Source organism: Streptomyces ruber (assembly GCF_014648075.1).
GTDB lineage: Bacteria > Actinomycetota > Actinomycetes > Streptomycetales > Streptomycetaceae > Streptomyces > Streptomyces ruber.
This window is the reverse complement of record NZ_BMQK01000002.1, coordinates 770,407-786,557: the sequence shown is the minus strand read 5'-3', so window position 1 is coordinate 786,557 and position 16,151 is coordinate 770,407. Positions and strand designations below refer to the sequence as shown.

11 protein-coding genes are annotated in these 16,151 nt (G+C 72.5%); 4 read left to right on the top strand and 7 right to left on the bottom strand.

Annotation, left to right across the window (positions count from 1 at the left end):
• Position 1 precedes the first annotated feature (1 nt).
• Together IEZ04_RS07940 and IEZ04_RS07935 are read left to right on the top strand one after the other, a co-directional pair.
• Entirely contained in the window at positions 2–2,923 is a 2,922-nt protein-coding gene (locus tag IEZ04_RS07940; protein WP_189215967.1) for a glycoside hydrolase family 48 protein, read from the top strand.
• Positions 2,924–3,077: 154 nt separating this feature from the next.
• The gene (locus IEZ04_RS07935; RefSeq protein WP_189215966.1) at positions 3,078–5,741 is read left to right on the top strand and encodes a cellulose binding domain-containing protein; all 2,664 of its coding nucleotides are present in this window, start codon (positions 3,078–3,080) and stop codon (positions 5,739–5,741) included.
• A gap of 75 nt (positions 5,742–5,816) precedes the next feature.
• On the opposite strand, the gene IEZ04_RS07930 is transcribed toward IEZ04_RS07935, so the two are convergent.
• From IEZ04_RS07930 to IEZ04_RS07920, 3 genes are all read right to left on the bottom strand, one after another.
• Positions 5,817–7,688 (bottom strand): rhamnogalacturonan lyase, encoded by a 1,872-nt coding sequence (locus IEZ04_RS07930; protein WP_189215965.1) that lies wholly within the window; start codon positions 7,686–7,688, stop codon positions 5,817–5,819.
• Positions 7,689–7,767: 79 nt separating this feature from the next.
• Entirely contained in the window at positions 7,768–8,508 is a 741-nt protein-coding gene (locus IEZ04_RS07925; protein ID WP_189215964.1) for a class I SAM-dependent methyltransferase, read from the bottom strand.
• Positions 8,509–8,513: 5 nt separating this feature from the next.
• Entirely contained in the window at positions 8,514–8,819 is a 306-nt protein-coding gene (locus IEZ04_RS07920) for a 4a-hydroxytetrahydrobiopterin dehydratase (protein WP_189215963.1), read from the bottom strand.
• 191 nt (positions 8,820–9,010) lie between these two features.
• Here IEZ04_RS07920 and IEZ04_RS07915 point away from each other — a divergent pair, with 191 nt between their 5' ends.
• Positions 9,011–9,940, top strand: coding sequence for a helix-turn-helix domain-containing protein (locus IEZ04_RS07915; protein WP_229820883.1), 930 nt, complete (start codon positions 9,011–9,013; stop codon positions 9,938–9,940).
• Positions 9,937–10,800 (top strand): Sco1979 family transcriptional regulator, encoded by an 864-nt coding sequence (locus tag IEZ04_RS07910; protein WP_189215962.1) that lies wholly within the window; start codon positions 9,937–9,939, stop codon positions 10,798–10,800. Before IEZ04_RS07915 ends, IEZ04_RS07910 begins: the two co-directional genes overlap by 4 nt.
• Before the next feature lie 38 nt (positions 10,801–10,838).
• Here IEZ04_RS07910 and dnaK read toward each other — a convergent pair whose 3' ends face one another.
• The 4 genes from dnaK to IEZ04_RS07890 form a co-directional block, all read right to left on the bottom strand.
• A complete protein-coding gene (gene dnaK, locus IEZ04_RS07905; protein WP_189215961.1) occupies positions 10,839–12,704 on the bottom strand; it encodes a molecular chaperone DnaK in 1,866 nt (621 codons plus the stop codon).
• A gap of 185 nt (positions 12,705–12,889) precedes the next feature.
• Positions 12,890–13,315, bottom strand: a complete 426-nt coding sequence (locus IEZ04_RS07900) for an OsmC family protein (RefSeq protein ID WP_189215960.1) — start codon at positions 13,313–13,315, stop codon at positions 12,890–12,892.
• A gap of 122 nt (positions 13,316–13,437) precedes the next feature.
• Positions 13,438–15,540 (bottom strand): phage holin family protein, encoded by a 2,103-nt coding sequence (locus IEZ04_RS07895; RefSeq protein ID WP_189215959.1) that lies wholly within the window; start codon positions 15,538–15,540, stop codon positions 13,438–13,440.
• Between the two features lie 116 nt (positions 15,541–15,656).
• Positions 15,657–16,091 (bottom strand): hypothetical protein, encoded by a 435-nt coding sequence (locus tag IEZ04_RS07890; protein ID WP_189215958.1) that lies wholly within the window; start codon positions 16,089–16,091, stop codon positions 15,657–15,659.
• Between the last annotated feature and the right edge of the window lie 60 nt (positions 16,092–16,151).

The window sequence follows — 16,151 nt, the reverse complement described above, 5'->3', positions numbered from 1 at the left end:
CATGCGCACCGGACGGAGACGGAGATCTTCCGCCGCACGACGGTTGTGGACAGCCGTCGTGGCGGCCCTCGCACTGCCCCTGACCATGCTGGGCACGGGTTCGACTCCCGCGCAGGCGGCCGCGGTCCAGTGCGGCGTCGACTACGAGACCAACGACTGGGGCTCCGGCTTCACCGCCGAGCTCACGATCACCAACCGGGGCACGGAGACGATCTCCGGCTGGACCCTGACCTACGACTACACGGGCAACCAGCGGCTCAGCAGCGGCTGGAGCGGCACCTGGGCCCAGTCCGGCCGGACCGTGACCGTGAAGAACGCGTCCTGGAACGGCACGATCGCGGCGAACGCGGCCGTGACGACCGGCGCCCAGTTCACCTACAGCGGCACCAACGCCGCCCCGACCAACTTCGCGATCAACGGCACCCCGTGCACCGGCGCCCACCAGCCGCCGGTCACCGTGCTGACCAGCCCGGCCGCGGGCGCCGTCTACACGCAGGGGGACGCGGTGCCGCTCGCCGCCACGGCCGCTGCGGCCGACGGGGCGAGTGTCACCCGGGTCGAGTTCTACGACGACACCCGGCTGCTGGGCACGGACACGAGCGCGCCGTACTCGCTCTCGGTCTCCGACCTGTCCGTGGGCAGTCACTCCCTGGTGGCGAAGGCGTACGACAGCCTGGGCGCGTCGGGTGACTCCACGCCGGTGGGCATCACGGTCGCCTCGGGTCCCGCCGTGGTCGCCGCGCCGTCCCAACTCGGCGTGCAGAGCGGGCAGTCGGGCTCCTACGAGGTGAAACTTTCGACGCGGCCGGCGTCGAACGTGACGGTCACGACCACCCGCGCGAGCGGCAACACCGGTCTCACGGTCAGCGGCGGCGGGAGCCTCACCTTCACCCCGTCGAACTGGAACACCGCGCAACGGGTGACCATCGCCGCGAACTCCTCCGGCACCGGTACGGCCGTCTTCGACTCGGCGGCGACCGGGCACGCGAAGGCCTCGGTGACCGTGACGCAGCTCGGTGCGCAGAGCGAGTACGACGGCCGGTTCCTGGAGCTGTACGGGCAGATCACCGACCCGGCGAACGGCTACTTCTCCCCCGAGGGCATCCCCTACCACTCGGTGGAGACGCTGATCGTCGAGGCGCCGGACCACGGCCACGAGACCACCTCGGAGGCGTACAGCTACCTCCTGTGGCTCCAGGCCATGTACGGCAAGGTGACGGGTGACTGGTCGCGGTTCAACGGCGCGTGGGAGCTCATGGAGAAGTACATGATCCCCACCCACGCCGACCAGCCGACCAACTCCTCCTACAACGCCTCGAAGCCCGCGACGTACGCGTCCGAGTACGACACCCCGAACGAGTACCCGTCGCAGCTCGACGGCGCGGTCCCGGTCGGTCCGGACCCGATCGCGGCGGAGCTGAGGAGCGCGTACGGCACGGACGACGTGTACGGCATGCACTGGCTGCAGGACGTCGACAACGTCTACGGCTACGGCAACTCGCCCGGCAAGTGCGAGGCGGGCCCGTCCGACACCGGCCCGTCGTACATCAACACCTTCCAGCGCGGCCCGCAGGAGTCGGTGTGGGAGACGATCCCGCATCCGACCTGCGACGCCTTCAAGTACGGCGGCCGCAACGGCTACCAGGACCTGTTCACCCGTGACGCGTCCTACGCCAAGCAGTGGAAGTACACCAACGCGCCCGACGCCGACGCGCGCGCCGTGCAGGCCGCGTACTGGGCGGACGTGTGGGCCAAGCAGCAGGGCAAGGGCGGAGAGGTCTCCGGGACCGTCTCCAAGGCGGCCAAGATGGGCGACTACCTGCGGTACGCCATGTACGACAAGTACTTCAAGAAGATCGGCAACTGCGTGGGGCCGACCACCTGCCCGGCCGGCACCGGCAAGGACTCCTCGCACTACCTGCTCTCCTGGTACTACGCGTGGGGCGGCGCCGTCGACACCTCGGCGGGCTGGGCCTGGCGCATCGGCTCCAGCCACGCGCACAGCGGCTACCAAAACCCGTTCGCGGCGTACGCGCTCAGCCAGTACGCCGCGCTGAAGCCGAAGTCGGCGACCGGGCAGGCGGACTGGGCGAAGTCACTGGAGCGGCAGATCGAGTTCTACCGCTGGCTCCAGTCCGACGAGGGTGCCATCGCGGGCGGCGCGACCAACAGCTGGGCGGGCCGGTACGCCACCCCGCCGGCGGGCAAGCCGACCTTCCACGGCATGTACTACGACGAGAAGCCCGTGTACCACGACCCGCCGTCCAACCAGTGGTTCGGCTTCCAGGCCTGGTCCATGGAGCGCGTCGCCGAGTACTACCAGCAGTCGGGGAACGCCGGCGCCAAGGCCGTCCTCGACAAGTGGGTGGACTGGGCGCTGTCCGAGACGACCGTGAACCCGGACGGCACCTTCCGCATCCCGTCGACGCTCCAGTGGTCGGGCGCCCCCGACACCTGGAACGCGGCGAACCCGGGTGCCAACAGCGGCCTGCACGTCACCGTCGCCGACTACACGAACGACGTGGGCGTGGCCGGCTCGTACGCCAAGACCCTGACGTACTACGCCGACCGCTCCGGTGACACCGAGGCGGCCCGGGTGGCGAAGGCACTGCTCGACGGCATGTGGGAGAACCACCGCACCGACCTCGGCATCTCCGTCCCGGAGACCCGCGCCGACTACAACCGCTTCGACGACCCCGTGTACGTGCCGAGCGGCTGGACCGGCACCATGCCCAACGGCGACGTGATCGACTCCTCGTCCACCTTCGAGTCGATCCGCTCCTTCTACCAGGACGACCCGGCCTGGTCGAAGATCGAGTCCTATCTGGCGGGCGGCGCCGCGCCCACCTTCACGTACCACCGGTTCTGGGCCCAGGTGGACATCGCCACCGCCATGGGTTCGTACGCGGAGCTGCTCGAATAGTCCCCGCCACGGCTCCGCGCACACCGGTCCCGCCGCCCACGAGACGGCGGGACCACGCCGGGCGGGCCCGCCCCCATCGGGTCCGCCCGGCGCTCCGTTCCTCCGTATCCCCTCCCCGCCATCCCCCCGCAGCCACGGAGAGGACAGCCACACCGTGCGAAGAACCCGCACCCTGACGGCCGTGTTCGCGCTGGCGGCCGGCCTGCTCGCGGGCGGCCCGCCCGCCCTGGCCGCCACCGGTGACGAGCCCGCGCAGGTGCCGCTCGCCGCGGACACCTACACCTGGAAGAACGCCCGCATCGACGGCGGCGGCTTCGTCCCCGGCATCGTCTTCAACCGCACCGAGAAGAACCTCGCCTACGCCCGCACCGACATCGGCGGCGCCTACCGCTGGCAGCAGTCGACGAAGACCTGGACGCCGCTCCTCGACCACGTCGGCTGGGACGACTGGGGGCACACGGGCGTCGTCAGCGTCGCCTCCGACTCCGTCGACCCGGACCGGGTGTACGCGGCGGTCGGCACGTACACCAACGACTGGGACCCGGGGAACGGCGCCGTGCTCCGGTCCGCCGACCGGGGCGCCACCTGGCGGAAGGCGGACCTGCCGTTCAAGCTGGGCGGCAACATGCCGGGGCGCGGCATGGGCGAGCGCCTGGCGATCGACCCGAACAGGAACAGCGTGCTGTACCTGGGCGCGCCCAGCGGCAGGGGACTGTGGCGGTCGACGGACTCCGGCGCCACCTGGTCGCAGGTGACGAGCTTCCCGAACCCCGGGAACTACGTGCAGGACCCGACCGACAGCAGCGGGTACGCCGCCGACAACCAGGGCATCGCCTGGGTCACCTTCGACGAGTCGACGGGCACCTCCGGCAGTGCGACACGCACCGTCTACGTCGGGGTCGCCGACCAGGAGAACGCGGTGTACCGCTCGACGGACGCGGGCGCGACGTGGACCCGTCTCGCCGGCCAGCCCACCGGGTACCTCCCCCACAAGGGCGTCCTGGACGCGGAGAACGGCTACCTGTACGTCGCGTACAGCGACAAGGGCGGCCCGTACGACGGCGGCAAGGGCGCGCTGTGGCGGTACGCGACGGCCACCGGCACCTGGACGGACATCAGCCCCGTCGCGGAGGCCGACACCTACTTCGGCTACAGCGGGCTGACCGTCGACCGGCAGAACCCGGGCACGGTGATGGCGACGGCGTACAGCTCCTGGTGGCCGGACACGCAGATCTTCCGCTCCACGGACAGCGGCGCGACCTGGACGCAGGCGTGGGAGTACACGTCGTACCCGGCCCGCGAGAACCGCTACACGATGGACGTCTCGTCCGTGCCCTGGCTGACCTGGGGCGCGAACCCGTCACCGCCGGAGCAGACGCCGAAGCTGGGCTGGATGACGGAGGCGCTGGAGATCGACCCGTTCGACTCGAACCGGATGATGTACGGGACGGGCGCGACGATCTACGGCACGGAGAACCTGGAGAACTGGGACAGCGGCGGCAAGTTCACCGTCGAGCCCATGGTGCAGGGCCTGGAGGAGACGGCGGTCAACGACCTCGTCTCGCCCCCGTCGGGCGCCCCGCTGCTCAGCGCGCTCGGCGACGTCGACGGCTTCCGGCACACCGACCTGACGAAGGTCCCGTCGATGATGTTCACCTCGCCCACCTTCACGTCGTCGACGAGCCTGGACTACGCGGAGAGCGACCCGGACACGGTGGTCCGCGTCGGCAACCTGGACGCGGGCCCGCACATCGCGTTCTCGACGGACAACGGCGCCCACTGGTTCGCCGGCACCGACCCCGCAGGGGTGAGCGGCGGCGGCACGGTCGCCGCGGCGGCGGACGGCGGCCGCTTCGTGTGGAGCCCGGACGGCGCGGGCGTGCACCACACGACGGGCTTCGGGACCTCCTGGTCGGCGTCGAGCGGCATCCCGGCGGGCGCGATCGTGGAGTCCGACCGGGTGGACCCGAGGACCTTCTACGGCTTCAAGTCGGGGAAGTTCTACGTCAGCACGGACGGCGGCGCGACCTTCACGGCGTCGGCCGCGACCGGGCTGCCGAGCGGCGACAGCGTGCGGTTCAAGGCGCTGCCCGGCGCGAAGGGCGACATCTGGCTGGCGGGCGGGGCCCCGGACGGCGCGTACGGCCTGTGGCACTCGACCGACGGCGGCGCGAGCTTCAGCAAGCTGCCGAACGTCGAGCAGGCGGACACGGTCGGCTTCGGCAAGGCGGCGCCCGGCGCCTCGTACCAGACCCTCTACACCAGCGCGAAGATCGGCGGCGTACGCGGCATCTTCCGCTCCACGGACCAGGGCGCGACCTGGACCCGGATCAACGACGACGCCCACCAGTGGGGCTGGACGGGTGCGGCGATCACGGGCGACCCGCGGGTGTACGGGCGGGTGTACGTGGCGACGAACGGCCGCGGGATCGTCTACGGCGACACGTCGGACGCGGGCGGTGGCAACCCGGATCCCGACCCGGACCCGGAGCCGACGGGCGCCTGCGCCGTGACGTACGAGGTCACCAACCAGTGGTCGGGCGGATTCCAGGCGGACGTGCGGCTCACCAACACCGGGACGAGTGCCTGGTCCGGCTGGTCCCTGGACTGGACCTTCCCGAACGGCCAGACGGTCGCACAGATGTGGAACGCCGAGCACACACGCTCCGGTGCCTCGGTCACGGCGAAGAACGTCGCCTGGAACGCGAACGTCGCGCCCGGCGCCTCGGTGGCCTTCGGCTTCACGGGGAGCTGGACCGGCAGCAACGCCAGACCGGCCGCCTTCCGGCTGGGTGAGCGGTCCTGTGCGGTGAACTGACACACCGCGCGGGACACATGAGGAGGGCGCGTGCCGCACACGGCACGCGCCCTCTTCGTGCGTCGTCTCAGCGGGTCACGGTGTGTACACCGAGGGCCGCGGGGCCGTCGGCATCTTGTCGCCGAGGAAGAAGCCCGGGTGCGGGGGCTGGTTGTAGGCGGTGTTCTGCCATGCGATGCCCGTGCGGTACATCGTGTCGTGGAGCAGGGTGGTGATCTTCGTGCCGGTCTCGTGCGGGGTCGAGTAGATGCGCAGGTTCTTGTTGTCACTGGTCCGCCAGACGACCTCCTCGCGCCAGTCGCCGAGGATGTCGCCGGAGAGGGCCGGGGTGGCCTTGGTGCCGTTGTTGGAGGCGACGCCGGAGCCGGTCAGCAGACGGGTGTCCGAGGACGTGCCGTACTTGTCGATGCGGGTCTGGTCCAGGAGCTCACGGGTGGTGTCGCCGTCCCACCAGACCAGGAAGTTCGCCGAGGACGGCTCGCGGCCCTTGGTGGCGCCGGCCTCGTCGCGGATGTACGTGTCGGAGGCGGACCACACCTCGGCGCCGTCGTTGCCCGCGTGGATGTCGCCCGCGACGCCGCGGCCGTTGTCGCAGCAGGCGTCGAGCTTCCAGCGGATGGAGCCGTTGGCGGGGTCGATGTACAGCTCGGAGGGCTGGGAGGTGGACTCGGAGACCTTGAAGTACTCCAGACCGCCGGTGGACGGGTCGAGGTCCCCGAGGTGCTGGGCGTCGCCGTGGCCGGTCCTCGTGGTCCACAGGCCGTTGCCGTTGTCGTCGACGGCCATCGAGCCGTACACGATCTCGTCCTTGCCGTCGTTGTCGACGTCGCCGACGGAGAGGCTGTGCGAGCCCTGGCCGTCGTAACCCCTTCCGCTGTTGGTGGAGGAGTTGGTGTCGAACGTCCAGCGGCGGGTGAACTGGCCGTTCCGCCAGTCCCAGGCCGCGACGACGCTGCGCGTGTAGTAGCCGCGCGCCATGATCAGGGAGGGGCGGGCGCCGTCCAGGTACGCGGTGCCCGCGAGGAAGCGGTCCACGCGGTTGCCGTAGTTGTCGCCCCAGGAGGAGACGGTGCCGCGGGCCGGGACGTAGTCCACGGAACTCATCGCCTTGCCGGTCAGGCCGTTGAACATGGTCAGGTACTCGGGGCCGGACAGCACGTAGCCGCTGGAGTTGCGGTGGTCGGCGGAGGAGCTGCCGATGACCGCGCCCGTGCCGTCCTTGGTGCCGTCGGACGTCTTCATGGCGACCTCGGCCCTGCCGTCGCCGTCGTAGTCGTACACCTGGAACTGCGTGTAGTGCGCGCCCGAGCGGATGTTGCGGCCCAGGTCGATGCGCCACAGGCGGGTGCCGTCCAGCTCGATGCCGTCGACGACGGTGTTGCCGGTGTAGCCGGACTGGGAGTTGTCCTTGGCGTTGGTGGGCTGCCACTTGAGCACGAACTCCAGGGCGCCGTCGCCGTCGAGGTCGCCGACGGAGGCGTCGTTGGCCTCGTAGGTGTAGGCGACGCCGTCCGGGGTGGTGCCGCCGGCGGGCGCGGAGACCGGGACGTCCTTGTAGCCCGGGCGGAACTGGATCGCGTGCTCGGAGAAGCCCTGTTCCACACCGTTCACGACGGCCCGGACCCGGTAGTCGGCGGAGTTGGGCGCGCCCGCGTGGTAGTAGTTCGTGGAGCCGGTGACCGGAGACGAGTTGACCTTCAGATCGCCTCGGTAGACGTTGAACGACACGTCGTTCGGATCGGTGGCGAGCCAGCGCCAGCTGACCAGGTTGCCGCTGCCGGTGTGCACGCTGACGACGCCGCGGTCGAGCCCCTCGACCTGTCTCGCGGTGGCCGCCTCGGCGGTGTCGGTGGAGAGCGTGGTCAGGCCGGCACCGGCCAGCGTCGCCACGGCGGCCGCGGCCGCGATGCCGGCCCGGTGTCTGCGGTGCTTGCGCGGGTGTCGCACGGGGTACCTCCTGGGGGACGGGCGGGTTCCGTCCTCCCAGTCGCCGCCGTTCACCGGGAAGTTGCCGCGGCGGCGGCGCTCATGTCTTGCGGAACGCCCGCAACGCGAACACCGGGTCCGGGCGCGGCCTGTCCTGGTCGGGCAGCGCCGCGATCCGCGCGGCGAGCCGTTCGGTGAGCGGGCCGTCCGGCGGCAGGGTGACGAACCAGCCGCGCCGCAGGTCGGTGAGGGTGCGGCGGGGGCTGCGGCCCTGGCCGCGGCCCGGGAACCACGCCCGTCCGGCCGGGCGCAGACCGTGCTCGAGGGCGTACCGTTCGACGTCCGCCGCGGCGTCCGTGGCCGGGTTGCGCGGACGTGCGGCGAGGACGGCGTCGATGTCGCTGCCCACGTTGTGGGAGGCGGCCTTGTCGACGGTCGTGACGTACACACCGCCGGGCCGCAGGACACGGGCACACTCCCCGACGACGGTCCGCGCGTCCTCGGGCCCGGCGACGAGGTGGAGCAGCCACACGCTGGTGACGGCGTCGAACCGCGCGTCGCGGAAGGGCAGCCGGCGGCCGTCCCCGAGCACGACGGCGCCGGGCAGCCGGGCGGCGGCCCGGCGGGCCATCCCCCACGTCAGGTCGGCGCCGGTGACCCGCAGCCCGTCCCGTCCGGCCGCGAGGAGCCGGGTGACGATGCCGGTGCCGCACCCCACGTCGAGCAGGCTGCGGGCACCGTGCGGCAGGAGACCCAGCAGTGCCGCGGCGGCCGCCGCCGCCCGGGGCTCGCCCCCGCGCAGCACGTCGTACCGCTCGGCCTCCTCGTCGTAGTCCAGCACCTCGGTCAGCTCGCACCGTGGCCGGGCGCCAGCTTCTCCACCCGGTGGGCGAGCTCGAAGTCGCGCGCGGTCACGGCCCCGCCGGCGCTGTGGGTGTGGACCGTCAGCGAGACGGTGTCGTAGCCGAGGGTCAGGTCCGAGTGGTGGTCGAGCTCCTCCTGCACCTGGGCGATGTGGACCACCATGGCGGTCGCCGCGAAGTGCGAGTCCAGCCGGTACGAGCGGGCGAGCCGGTCCCCGTCCAGCGACCAGCCGGGCAGCTCCGCCAGCCGGTCCTCGATGTCCTTCCGCGACAGGGGTTCCACGGGCATGGGCTCGCTCCTTCTGCTTCGTCGGCCGGTTGTCGCCGTGTGGTCGCCCACAGCGTGCCACGAACGGTCCGTTCCATTCCTGGCCGGACGGCGCGGGGCGGACGGCGGAGGCGTTTTTGGCCGCGATGCGGGCAGGCGCCGGGCCGGGTGCGGGGGTCACCCGGGCGCCGTCCTCGGCTACGGTGATCGCCATGGCCTCCGTCCCGTCCGCCTCCTCCGCCGCCATGTCCCCCGCTTCACCGGCGTCCCCGGCGCTCCCCGCCTCCCCCGCTTCCTCCGCGTTCTCCGCGTTCTCCGCGTCCTCGGGATCCCCCGCCCTTCGCCCCGACGCCGGTGCCGGTCCGCTGCTGCGGGCCTGGCGGGAGCGGCGCGGGGTCAGCCAGCTCGACCTCGCGCTGCGGGCGGGATCCTCGGCCCGGCACATCAGCTTCGTCGAGACGGGCCGCGCCCGGCCGAGCGAGGAGATGGTGCTGCGCCTGGCCGAGCACCTCGACGTCCCCGTGCGGGAGCGCAACGAGCTGCTGCTGGCGGCCGGATACGCGCCGCACTACCCGCGGACCCCGCTCGACGACCCGGCCATGGGCACCCTGCGCGAGGGCGTGGAGCGGCTGCTGAAGGGCTACGAGCCGTACCCGGCGCTGGTCGTCGACGCCGTCCACGACGTGATCGCCGCGAACCGGGGCCTGCTGACGCTGCTGGAGGGCGTGTCCGAGAGGCTGCTCGCACCCCCGCCGAACGCGATGCGCCTGACGCTGCACCCCGAGGGACTGGCCCCGCGCATCCGCAACCTCCGCGCGTGGCGCGACCACCTGCTCGCCCAGATGACCCGGCAGATCGCCCTCCAGCGGTCGGACGCCCTGCGCGCCCTGTACGAGGAGGTCGCGGCCTATCCGGTGCCCGACCGGGACCCCGACGGCGAGGCCGGGTCCGGTGCGCCCGTGCCGTACTTCGCGCTCCCCCTGCGCGTCGAGCACGACGGCCGCGTGCTGAGCTTCGTGTCGTCCGTCGCCACCTTCAACACCCCGATGGACGTCACCGTCGCCGAGCTGGCCGTCGAGACCTTCCTCCCGGCCGACGCGGCGACCGCCGCGTACCTGCACGAGCGGGGAGGCGCGGCGTGAGCCAGCGGCGGCTGGCCCCCACGGTGGGCCAGGTGGTGCTCGGGAAGCGGCTGCAGGAGCTGCGGGAGGCGGCCGGGCTGCGGCGGGAGGAGGCGGCGCAGGTGCTCCGGGTGGCCCCGGCGACCGTCCGGCGCATGGAGTCGGCCGAGACCGCGCTGCGCATTCCCTACATCCAGATACTGCTGACCGCGTACGGGGTGCCGGCGGACGAGACCGCCGCCTTCGTCCAGCTCGCCGAGGAGGCCAACCGGCCCGGCTGGTGGCAGCGGTACCACGACGTGCTGCCCGACTGGTTCAGCATGTACGTCAGCCTGGAGGGCGCGGCGCGGGTGCTCCGGCAGTACGAGCCGCACTACGTGCCCGGACTGCTCCAGACCGAGGACTACGCACGCGCCGTCCTGGAGGCCGGGACGGCCGGCCTGGAGGGGTCCGAGGTGATCGACCGGCACGTGGCGCTGCGGATGGCCCGGCAGAAGCTGCTGGCCCGGGAGAACCCGCCCCACCTGTGGGTCGTCATGGACGAGACCGCGCTGGCGCGTCCGGTGAGCGTCCGGGCCGCGGTGATGCGCGACCAGGTGGACAAGCTCCTCGGCATGACGGAGCGCGACCACATCACCCTGCAGATCGCCGAGTTCGCGTCGGGCCCGCACCCGGGGACGTACGCGCCGTTCGTCCTGTTCCGCTTCGCGGAGCCCGAGCTGCCGGACATGGTGTACAGCGAGTACCTGACGGGCGCGCTGTACCTCGACTCGCGCGCCGAGGTGGCCGCGCACCTGGAGGTGCTGGACCACATGGCCGCCCACGCGGCGACGGCCGACCGCACCAGGGAGCTGCTGAAGGAGTACCGGGACCGGTACTGAGGGCTCCGCCGGGCCCCCACGCGCCCCCTCGGGGCGCCCTACGCGGCGCCCCCCTTGTCGTCGTCCACGATCTCCGCGTCCACCACTCCCTCGTCGTCCGGCGCGCCCCGCTCCCCGGCGGGTCCTCCGGCATCCGCCGTGCCGGACGGCGCCTGGGCCTGCGCGTACATCGCCTGCCCCATCTTCTGGCTGACCGAGGCGAGCCGGTCGATCCCGGCGCGCAGCGGTGCCGTGCCCGCCTGGTCCTCCAGCAGCCGCTTCAGTTCGGCGACGGCCGACTCGACCTCGCCCTTCGTCTCCTGGGGCACCCGCTCGTCGTTCTCGCGGAGGAACTTCTCGGTCTGGTACACGAGTTGCTCGGCCTGGTTGCGGGCCTCGGCCGCCTCGCGCCGCTCCCGGTCCTCCTCGGCGTGCTTCTCGGCCTCCCGCACCATGCGGTCGATGTCGTCCTTGGGCAGGGCCGAGCCGCCGGTCACCGTCATCTTCTGCTCGCGGCCCGTGGCGAGGTCCTTGGCCGAGACGTGCATGATGCCGTTGGCGTCGATGTCGAAGGCGACCTCGATCTGCGGCACCCCGCGGGGTGCGGGCGGCAGCCCGGTGAGGTCGAAGACGCCGAGCTTCTTGTTGTACGCGGCGATCTCGCGTTCGCCCTGGTACACCTGGATGCCGACCGAGGGCTGGTTGTCGGCGGCGGTGGTGAAGATCTCCGAACGACGCGTCGGGATGGTGGTGTTGCGCTCGATGAGCCTGGTCATGATGCCGCCCTTGGTCTCGATGCCGAGGGACAGCGGGGTGACGTCGAGGAGCAGGACGTCCTTGACGTCGCCGCGGATGACACCGGCCTGGAGGGCGGCGCCCAGGGCCACGACCTCGTCCGGGTTGACGCCCTTGTGCGGTTCCTTGCCCGTCAGCTCCTTCACCAGGTCGGTGACGGCGGGCATGCGGGTGGAGCCGCCGACGAGGATCACGTGGTCGACGGCGGACAGCTTCACGCCCGCGTCCTTGACGGCCTGGTGGAAGGGGGTCCTGCACCGGTCGAGCAGGTCGGCGGTGAGCTCCTGGAACTGGGCGCGCGTCAGCTTCTCGTCCAGGTGGAGGGGGCCTTCGGCGGAGGCGGTGATGTAGGGCAGGTTGACCGTCGTCTCGGAGGAGCTGGACAGCTCGATCTTGGCCTTCTCGGCGCCCTCGCGCAGTCGCTGCAGGGCCATCCTGTCGTTGCCGAGATCGACGCCGTACTGGCCCTTGAAGCGCTTGACGAGGTGCTCGACGATCCGCTGGTCCCAGTCGTCGCCGCCGAGGTGGGTGTCGCCGTTGGTGGCCTTGACCTCGATGACACCGTCACCGATCTCCAGCAGGGAGACGTCGAAGGTGCCGCCGCCGAGGTCGAAGACCAGCACGGTCTGCTCGTCGCCGCGGTCGAGGCCGTACGCGAGGGCCGCGGCGGTGGGCTCGTTGATGATGCGCAGGACGTTCAGGCCGGCGATCTCCCCGGCCTCCTTGGTGGCCTGCCGCTGGGCGTCGTCGAAGTAGGCGGGCACGGTGATGACCGCGTCCGTCACGTCCTCGCCGAGGTAGGACTCGGCGTCCCGCTTCAGCTTCTGCAGCACCCGCGCGGAGAGTTCCTGCGCCCGGTAGCGGGTGCCGTCGACCGTGCCGTGCTCCGGGAAGCGCCAGGCGGCGTCGCCCATGTGGCGTTTGACGGAGCGCGCGGTGCGGTCCACGTTCGTCACGGCCTGCCGTTTGGCGACCTCGCCGACGAGGACCTCGCCGTTCTTGGCGAAGGCGACGACGGAGGGGGTGGTCCGCGCGCCCTCCGCGTTGGCGACGACGGTCGGCTCACCGCCCTCCAGAACGGCCACCACCGAGTTCGTCGTACCGAGGTCGATCCCGACCGCGCGTGCCATCGCTGTCCCCTTCCGCCTGTTCCGCCCGGCGACCCTCCGGAGGGTTCTCCCGCTTCCAGCACAAAACTTGAGTGCCCGTCTGTCAAGGGAGCGGGGTGCGCCGGGTGCCCGCGAATGGCCGGTGCCCGACGCGACCGGTGCCGCGGCCCGTACGGACCGCGGCACCGGAGGGGGACGTCGCGTCGTCAGGCGAGCTTCGCCGTCAGCGTGATCGTCGTACCGGTCAGCGCCTGGCTGACCGGGCAGTTCTTCTTGGCGTCCTCGGCGGCGGCCACGAAGCCGTCCTCGTCGAGGCCCGGAACGGTGCCCTCGACGGTGAGGTGGATACCGGTGATGCCCTCACCCGGCTGGAACGTCACGTCGGCGGAGGTGACGAGCTTGGTGGGCGGGGTGCCGGCGCCGTTCAGGCCGTGGGAGAGGGCCATCGAGAAGCAGCTGGAGTGGGCGGCGGCGATGAGCTCCTCCGGGCTGGTCCTGCCGTTCGCCTGCTCGGCGCGCGACGGCCACGACACCGGCTGCTCGCCGATGCCGGAGGAGTCGAAGGTGACGACGCCCTTGCCCTCGGTCAGGTTGCCTTCCCAGACGGTGTGTGCGGAGCGCGTGGTAGCCACGGTTCTTCCTTTCGCGTGTGGTCCCGTTGCCCGGGGTCCGTGTGCCCCATCCGATCACATCCAAGGCACTCGTAGGCGCAGGAGGGGTTACCGGAGCCGGAACCCCCGGTCCGGCCGGGGGGTCAGGCGGCCCGCCGGTCCTGTCGCCCGGCCGCCTGCGGCACCTGCGGGCCGTGCGACTCGCGCAGCCAGCGCCGCAGGACGCGGTGCACCTGCTCCGCGCCGACGAGTTCCCCGCCGTCCCCGACCGGCGCCGACAGCGCCAGGGGCGACAGCAGGAACGGGCGGCCCTGGGCGCCGCCGAGGCCGCCGTGGGAGCCGATCTGTTCCTCGAAGGCGAGGACCTCCCCGTCGGCCGGGTCGTACGCGGAGTTGACCATGATGTCGGCGACGTGCGGGAACCCGTGCGTGCGCCGTACGGCCGCGGCGGCGCCCGGGCCGAAGTCGGCGAGCGGACCCGGGTGGTCGTCGTCCAGTTCGTCCAGCGGGACCTCCGCCCCGTGCGCGGCGAGGACGACGCCGCCGTGCTCCTCGCTGCGGACGAGGAGGAAGCCGATGCCGGGGTGGTTGGCGAGCGTGGAGAGCAGCGCGGGATGGCGCCGGTCGATCTCCTCCTTGCTCATCCGGTGGGGCACGTCGGGGAAGGACACGAGCCCGAGGTTCCCGGAGGCGAGCACGACCGGTTCCGAGTGGCGCGGGGGCCGGTGCTCCTCCGCGCCCTCCTCGACGGGCCGGCGCAGCGCGGCCCGGACGGCGGCGCGGGCCTCGGACCCGCTGTGGGTGCGGCGCGCCCGGCGCGGCACGGGCAGCCCGCAGCCGGCCCGGACGAGCTGGCCGAGGGTGAGGCCGTAGCGGCCGAGGAAGGTCTCGCCGGGGCTCTGGCCGTGGTCGGACAGCAGGACGATGCGGTACGCGCGCGGGGCGTGCTCGGTGACCCGCTCGATCAGCGCCAGGGAGCGGTCGAGCCGTTCGAGGACCTTTCCGGCGTCCCGGCCGTGCGGCCCCGAGTGGTGCGCCACCTCGTCGTAGGCCACCAGGTCGGCGTAGATCGCGGAGCGCCCGGCGAGCATGTCGCCGATGACCGCCGCGACGACGACGTCGCGTTCGACGACGGTGGCGAAGGCGCGGATGAACGGGTAGAGACCGCCGCGGCCCACGCGCGGCCGCTCCTTGCGCAACCGGGCGCGCAGGGACTGCCCGATCTCGCGGAAGACCTCCGCGACGAAGGACATGGCGGTGCGGACGGCGTTGGCGGGGTCGCTGAAGTAGGCGAAGTAACCGGCCCGGGAGCGGGTCGTGCGGTCGCGCCGCGCGGCGATGGACAGCACCAGGGCGAGCTGCTCGGCGCCGCCGCTGAAGAGGTTGCCGCGGCTCGCCCCGTCGTCGGCGAGCAGTCCCCCGTCGCCGGTGCGCTCGACGGCGCGGCGCTGGAGCTCGGCGGCGCTGGAGGGCCGGTTGCTGACCATGACCTCCTGGGTGTCCTTCTCGTACCACCGGAAGGCCGGGACGTCGTGGTTGCTGCCGTGCAGGATGCCGAGCTGGCTGGAGCCGGTCTGGCTGGACCAGTCGGTGCGCCAGGGGGTGAGGCGGTGGGTGGGCGGCCCCGCGGAGCCGTGGCCCAGCCAGCGGGCCACGGTGGGCATCAGCCCCTCGGCGACGGCGGCCTCCAGCACGTCGTGGCCGACGCCGTCGAGCTGGAGGAAGACCGTGCCGGGGCCGGCCGGGCCCGGACCGGCGACGGGCCGCCGTCCACGGCGGGCGGAGAGGCGGCGCCGGTCGGAGAGGCGGTACAGCCGCCTCCGGTAGGCGTCGTCGTCCCGTACGGCGAGGGCGGCGCCGGTGGCGGAGGCGACGGCGGACATCACGGCGGCCACGAGGACGGCGGTCTCCGGGGCGACCTCACCGCGTCCGGAGGGGTTGAGCCGCAGCGCGAGCAGCAGCAGCGACCCGTTCAGGAAGAACACCAGCAGGCCGAGGACCAGGGCGGGGACGAGGAGCAGCAGCCGCACGAGCAGCGGCCACACCAGCGCGGACAGCAGACCGAAGGCGCCGGCGCCGAAGGCCGCGGTGACGGCGATCGTGGTGGCGTCGTCACCGGTCCCGGACTGCAGCCGGAAGTCGGGCAGGGCGCCCGCGAGCAGCAGCATGGTCACGGTGGACACGGCCCACACGGTGACGCTGCGCCACACTCCGCTCGCTACGCGCCGCCATCGCCCGCCGCCCACTCTCCATGCACCTCGCGTCCTGGCCCGCCCGGTCCGCGGGACTCGCCCCAGCCTGTCACAGGGGGCCGGGATGTTCGTTCACGGGTTCGGTGGCCGGCGCGCGGCCCGGTCACCGGTCAGCGGCCGTCGTACCCCGCGGTCGGCATGGACAGCCGCCGGTGCACCCGGGCCTTCATCCGGGCGTCGTACGCCGGCTCCGCCGAGCCGACCGTCTCCAGCCGTACGCCGCGCCGCGCGCACTCGGCGGAGAACTGCTCGACGGAGGCCAGCGCCCGCTCCAGGACCCGGCGGCTGGGCGCGACGAACACGTCGACCATGCCCGCCTCCACGTCGGACCAGAGCACGGTGTGGTCGGGGCGCAGGGCGCGGACGAGGAGCTCGCGGGTGACCACGTAGCCGCGCTCGGCCGCCCAGCGGGCGCACATGGCGTGCTGGCCGCGGGAATCGACCAGGAAGGGCTCGGCGTCGAGTTCCTCCAGCGGGGTCAGGCTGGCGATCGCGGCGACCCGCACCACGTACGGCCTGCCGGGGGCGTCGCTCACGTCTCCCATGGGTCCCCCTCGCCTCCGGATGTCGCCGCAGACCCTACTCCTGCCCGTAGGCTCGGGGGA

Excerpts from the sequence above, each read along its gene's own strand:
- IEZ04_RS07940 (WP_189215967.1), top strand. The coding sequence starts at position 2 with ATGCGCACCGGACGGAGACGGAGATCTTCCGCCGCACGACGGTTGTGG.
- IEZ04_RS07920 (WP_189215963.1), bottom strand. The coding sequence starts at position 8,819 with ATGCCCGTGGAACCCCTGTCGCGGAAGGACATCGAGGACCGGCTGGCG.
- IEZ04_RS07915 (WP_229820883.1), top strand. The coding sequence starts at position 9,011 with ATGGCCTCCGTCCCGTCCGCCTCCTCCGCCGCCATGTCCCCCGCTTCA.
- dnaK (WP_189215961.1), bottom strand. The coding sequence starts at position 12,704 with ATGGCACGCGCGGTCGGGATCGACCTCGGTACGACGAACTCGGTGGTG.
- IEZ04_RS07890 (WP_189215958.1), bottom strand. The coding sequence starts at position 16,091 with ATGGGAGACGTGAGCGACGCCCCCGGCAGGCCGTACGTGGTGCGGGTC.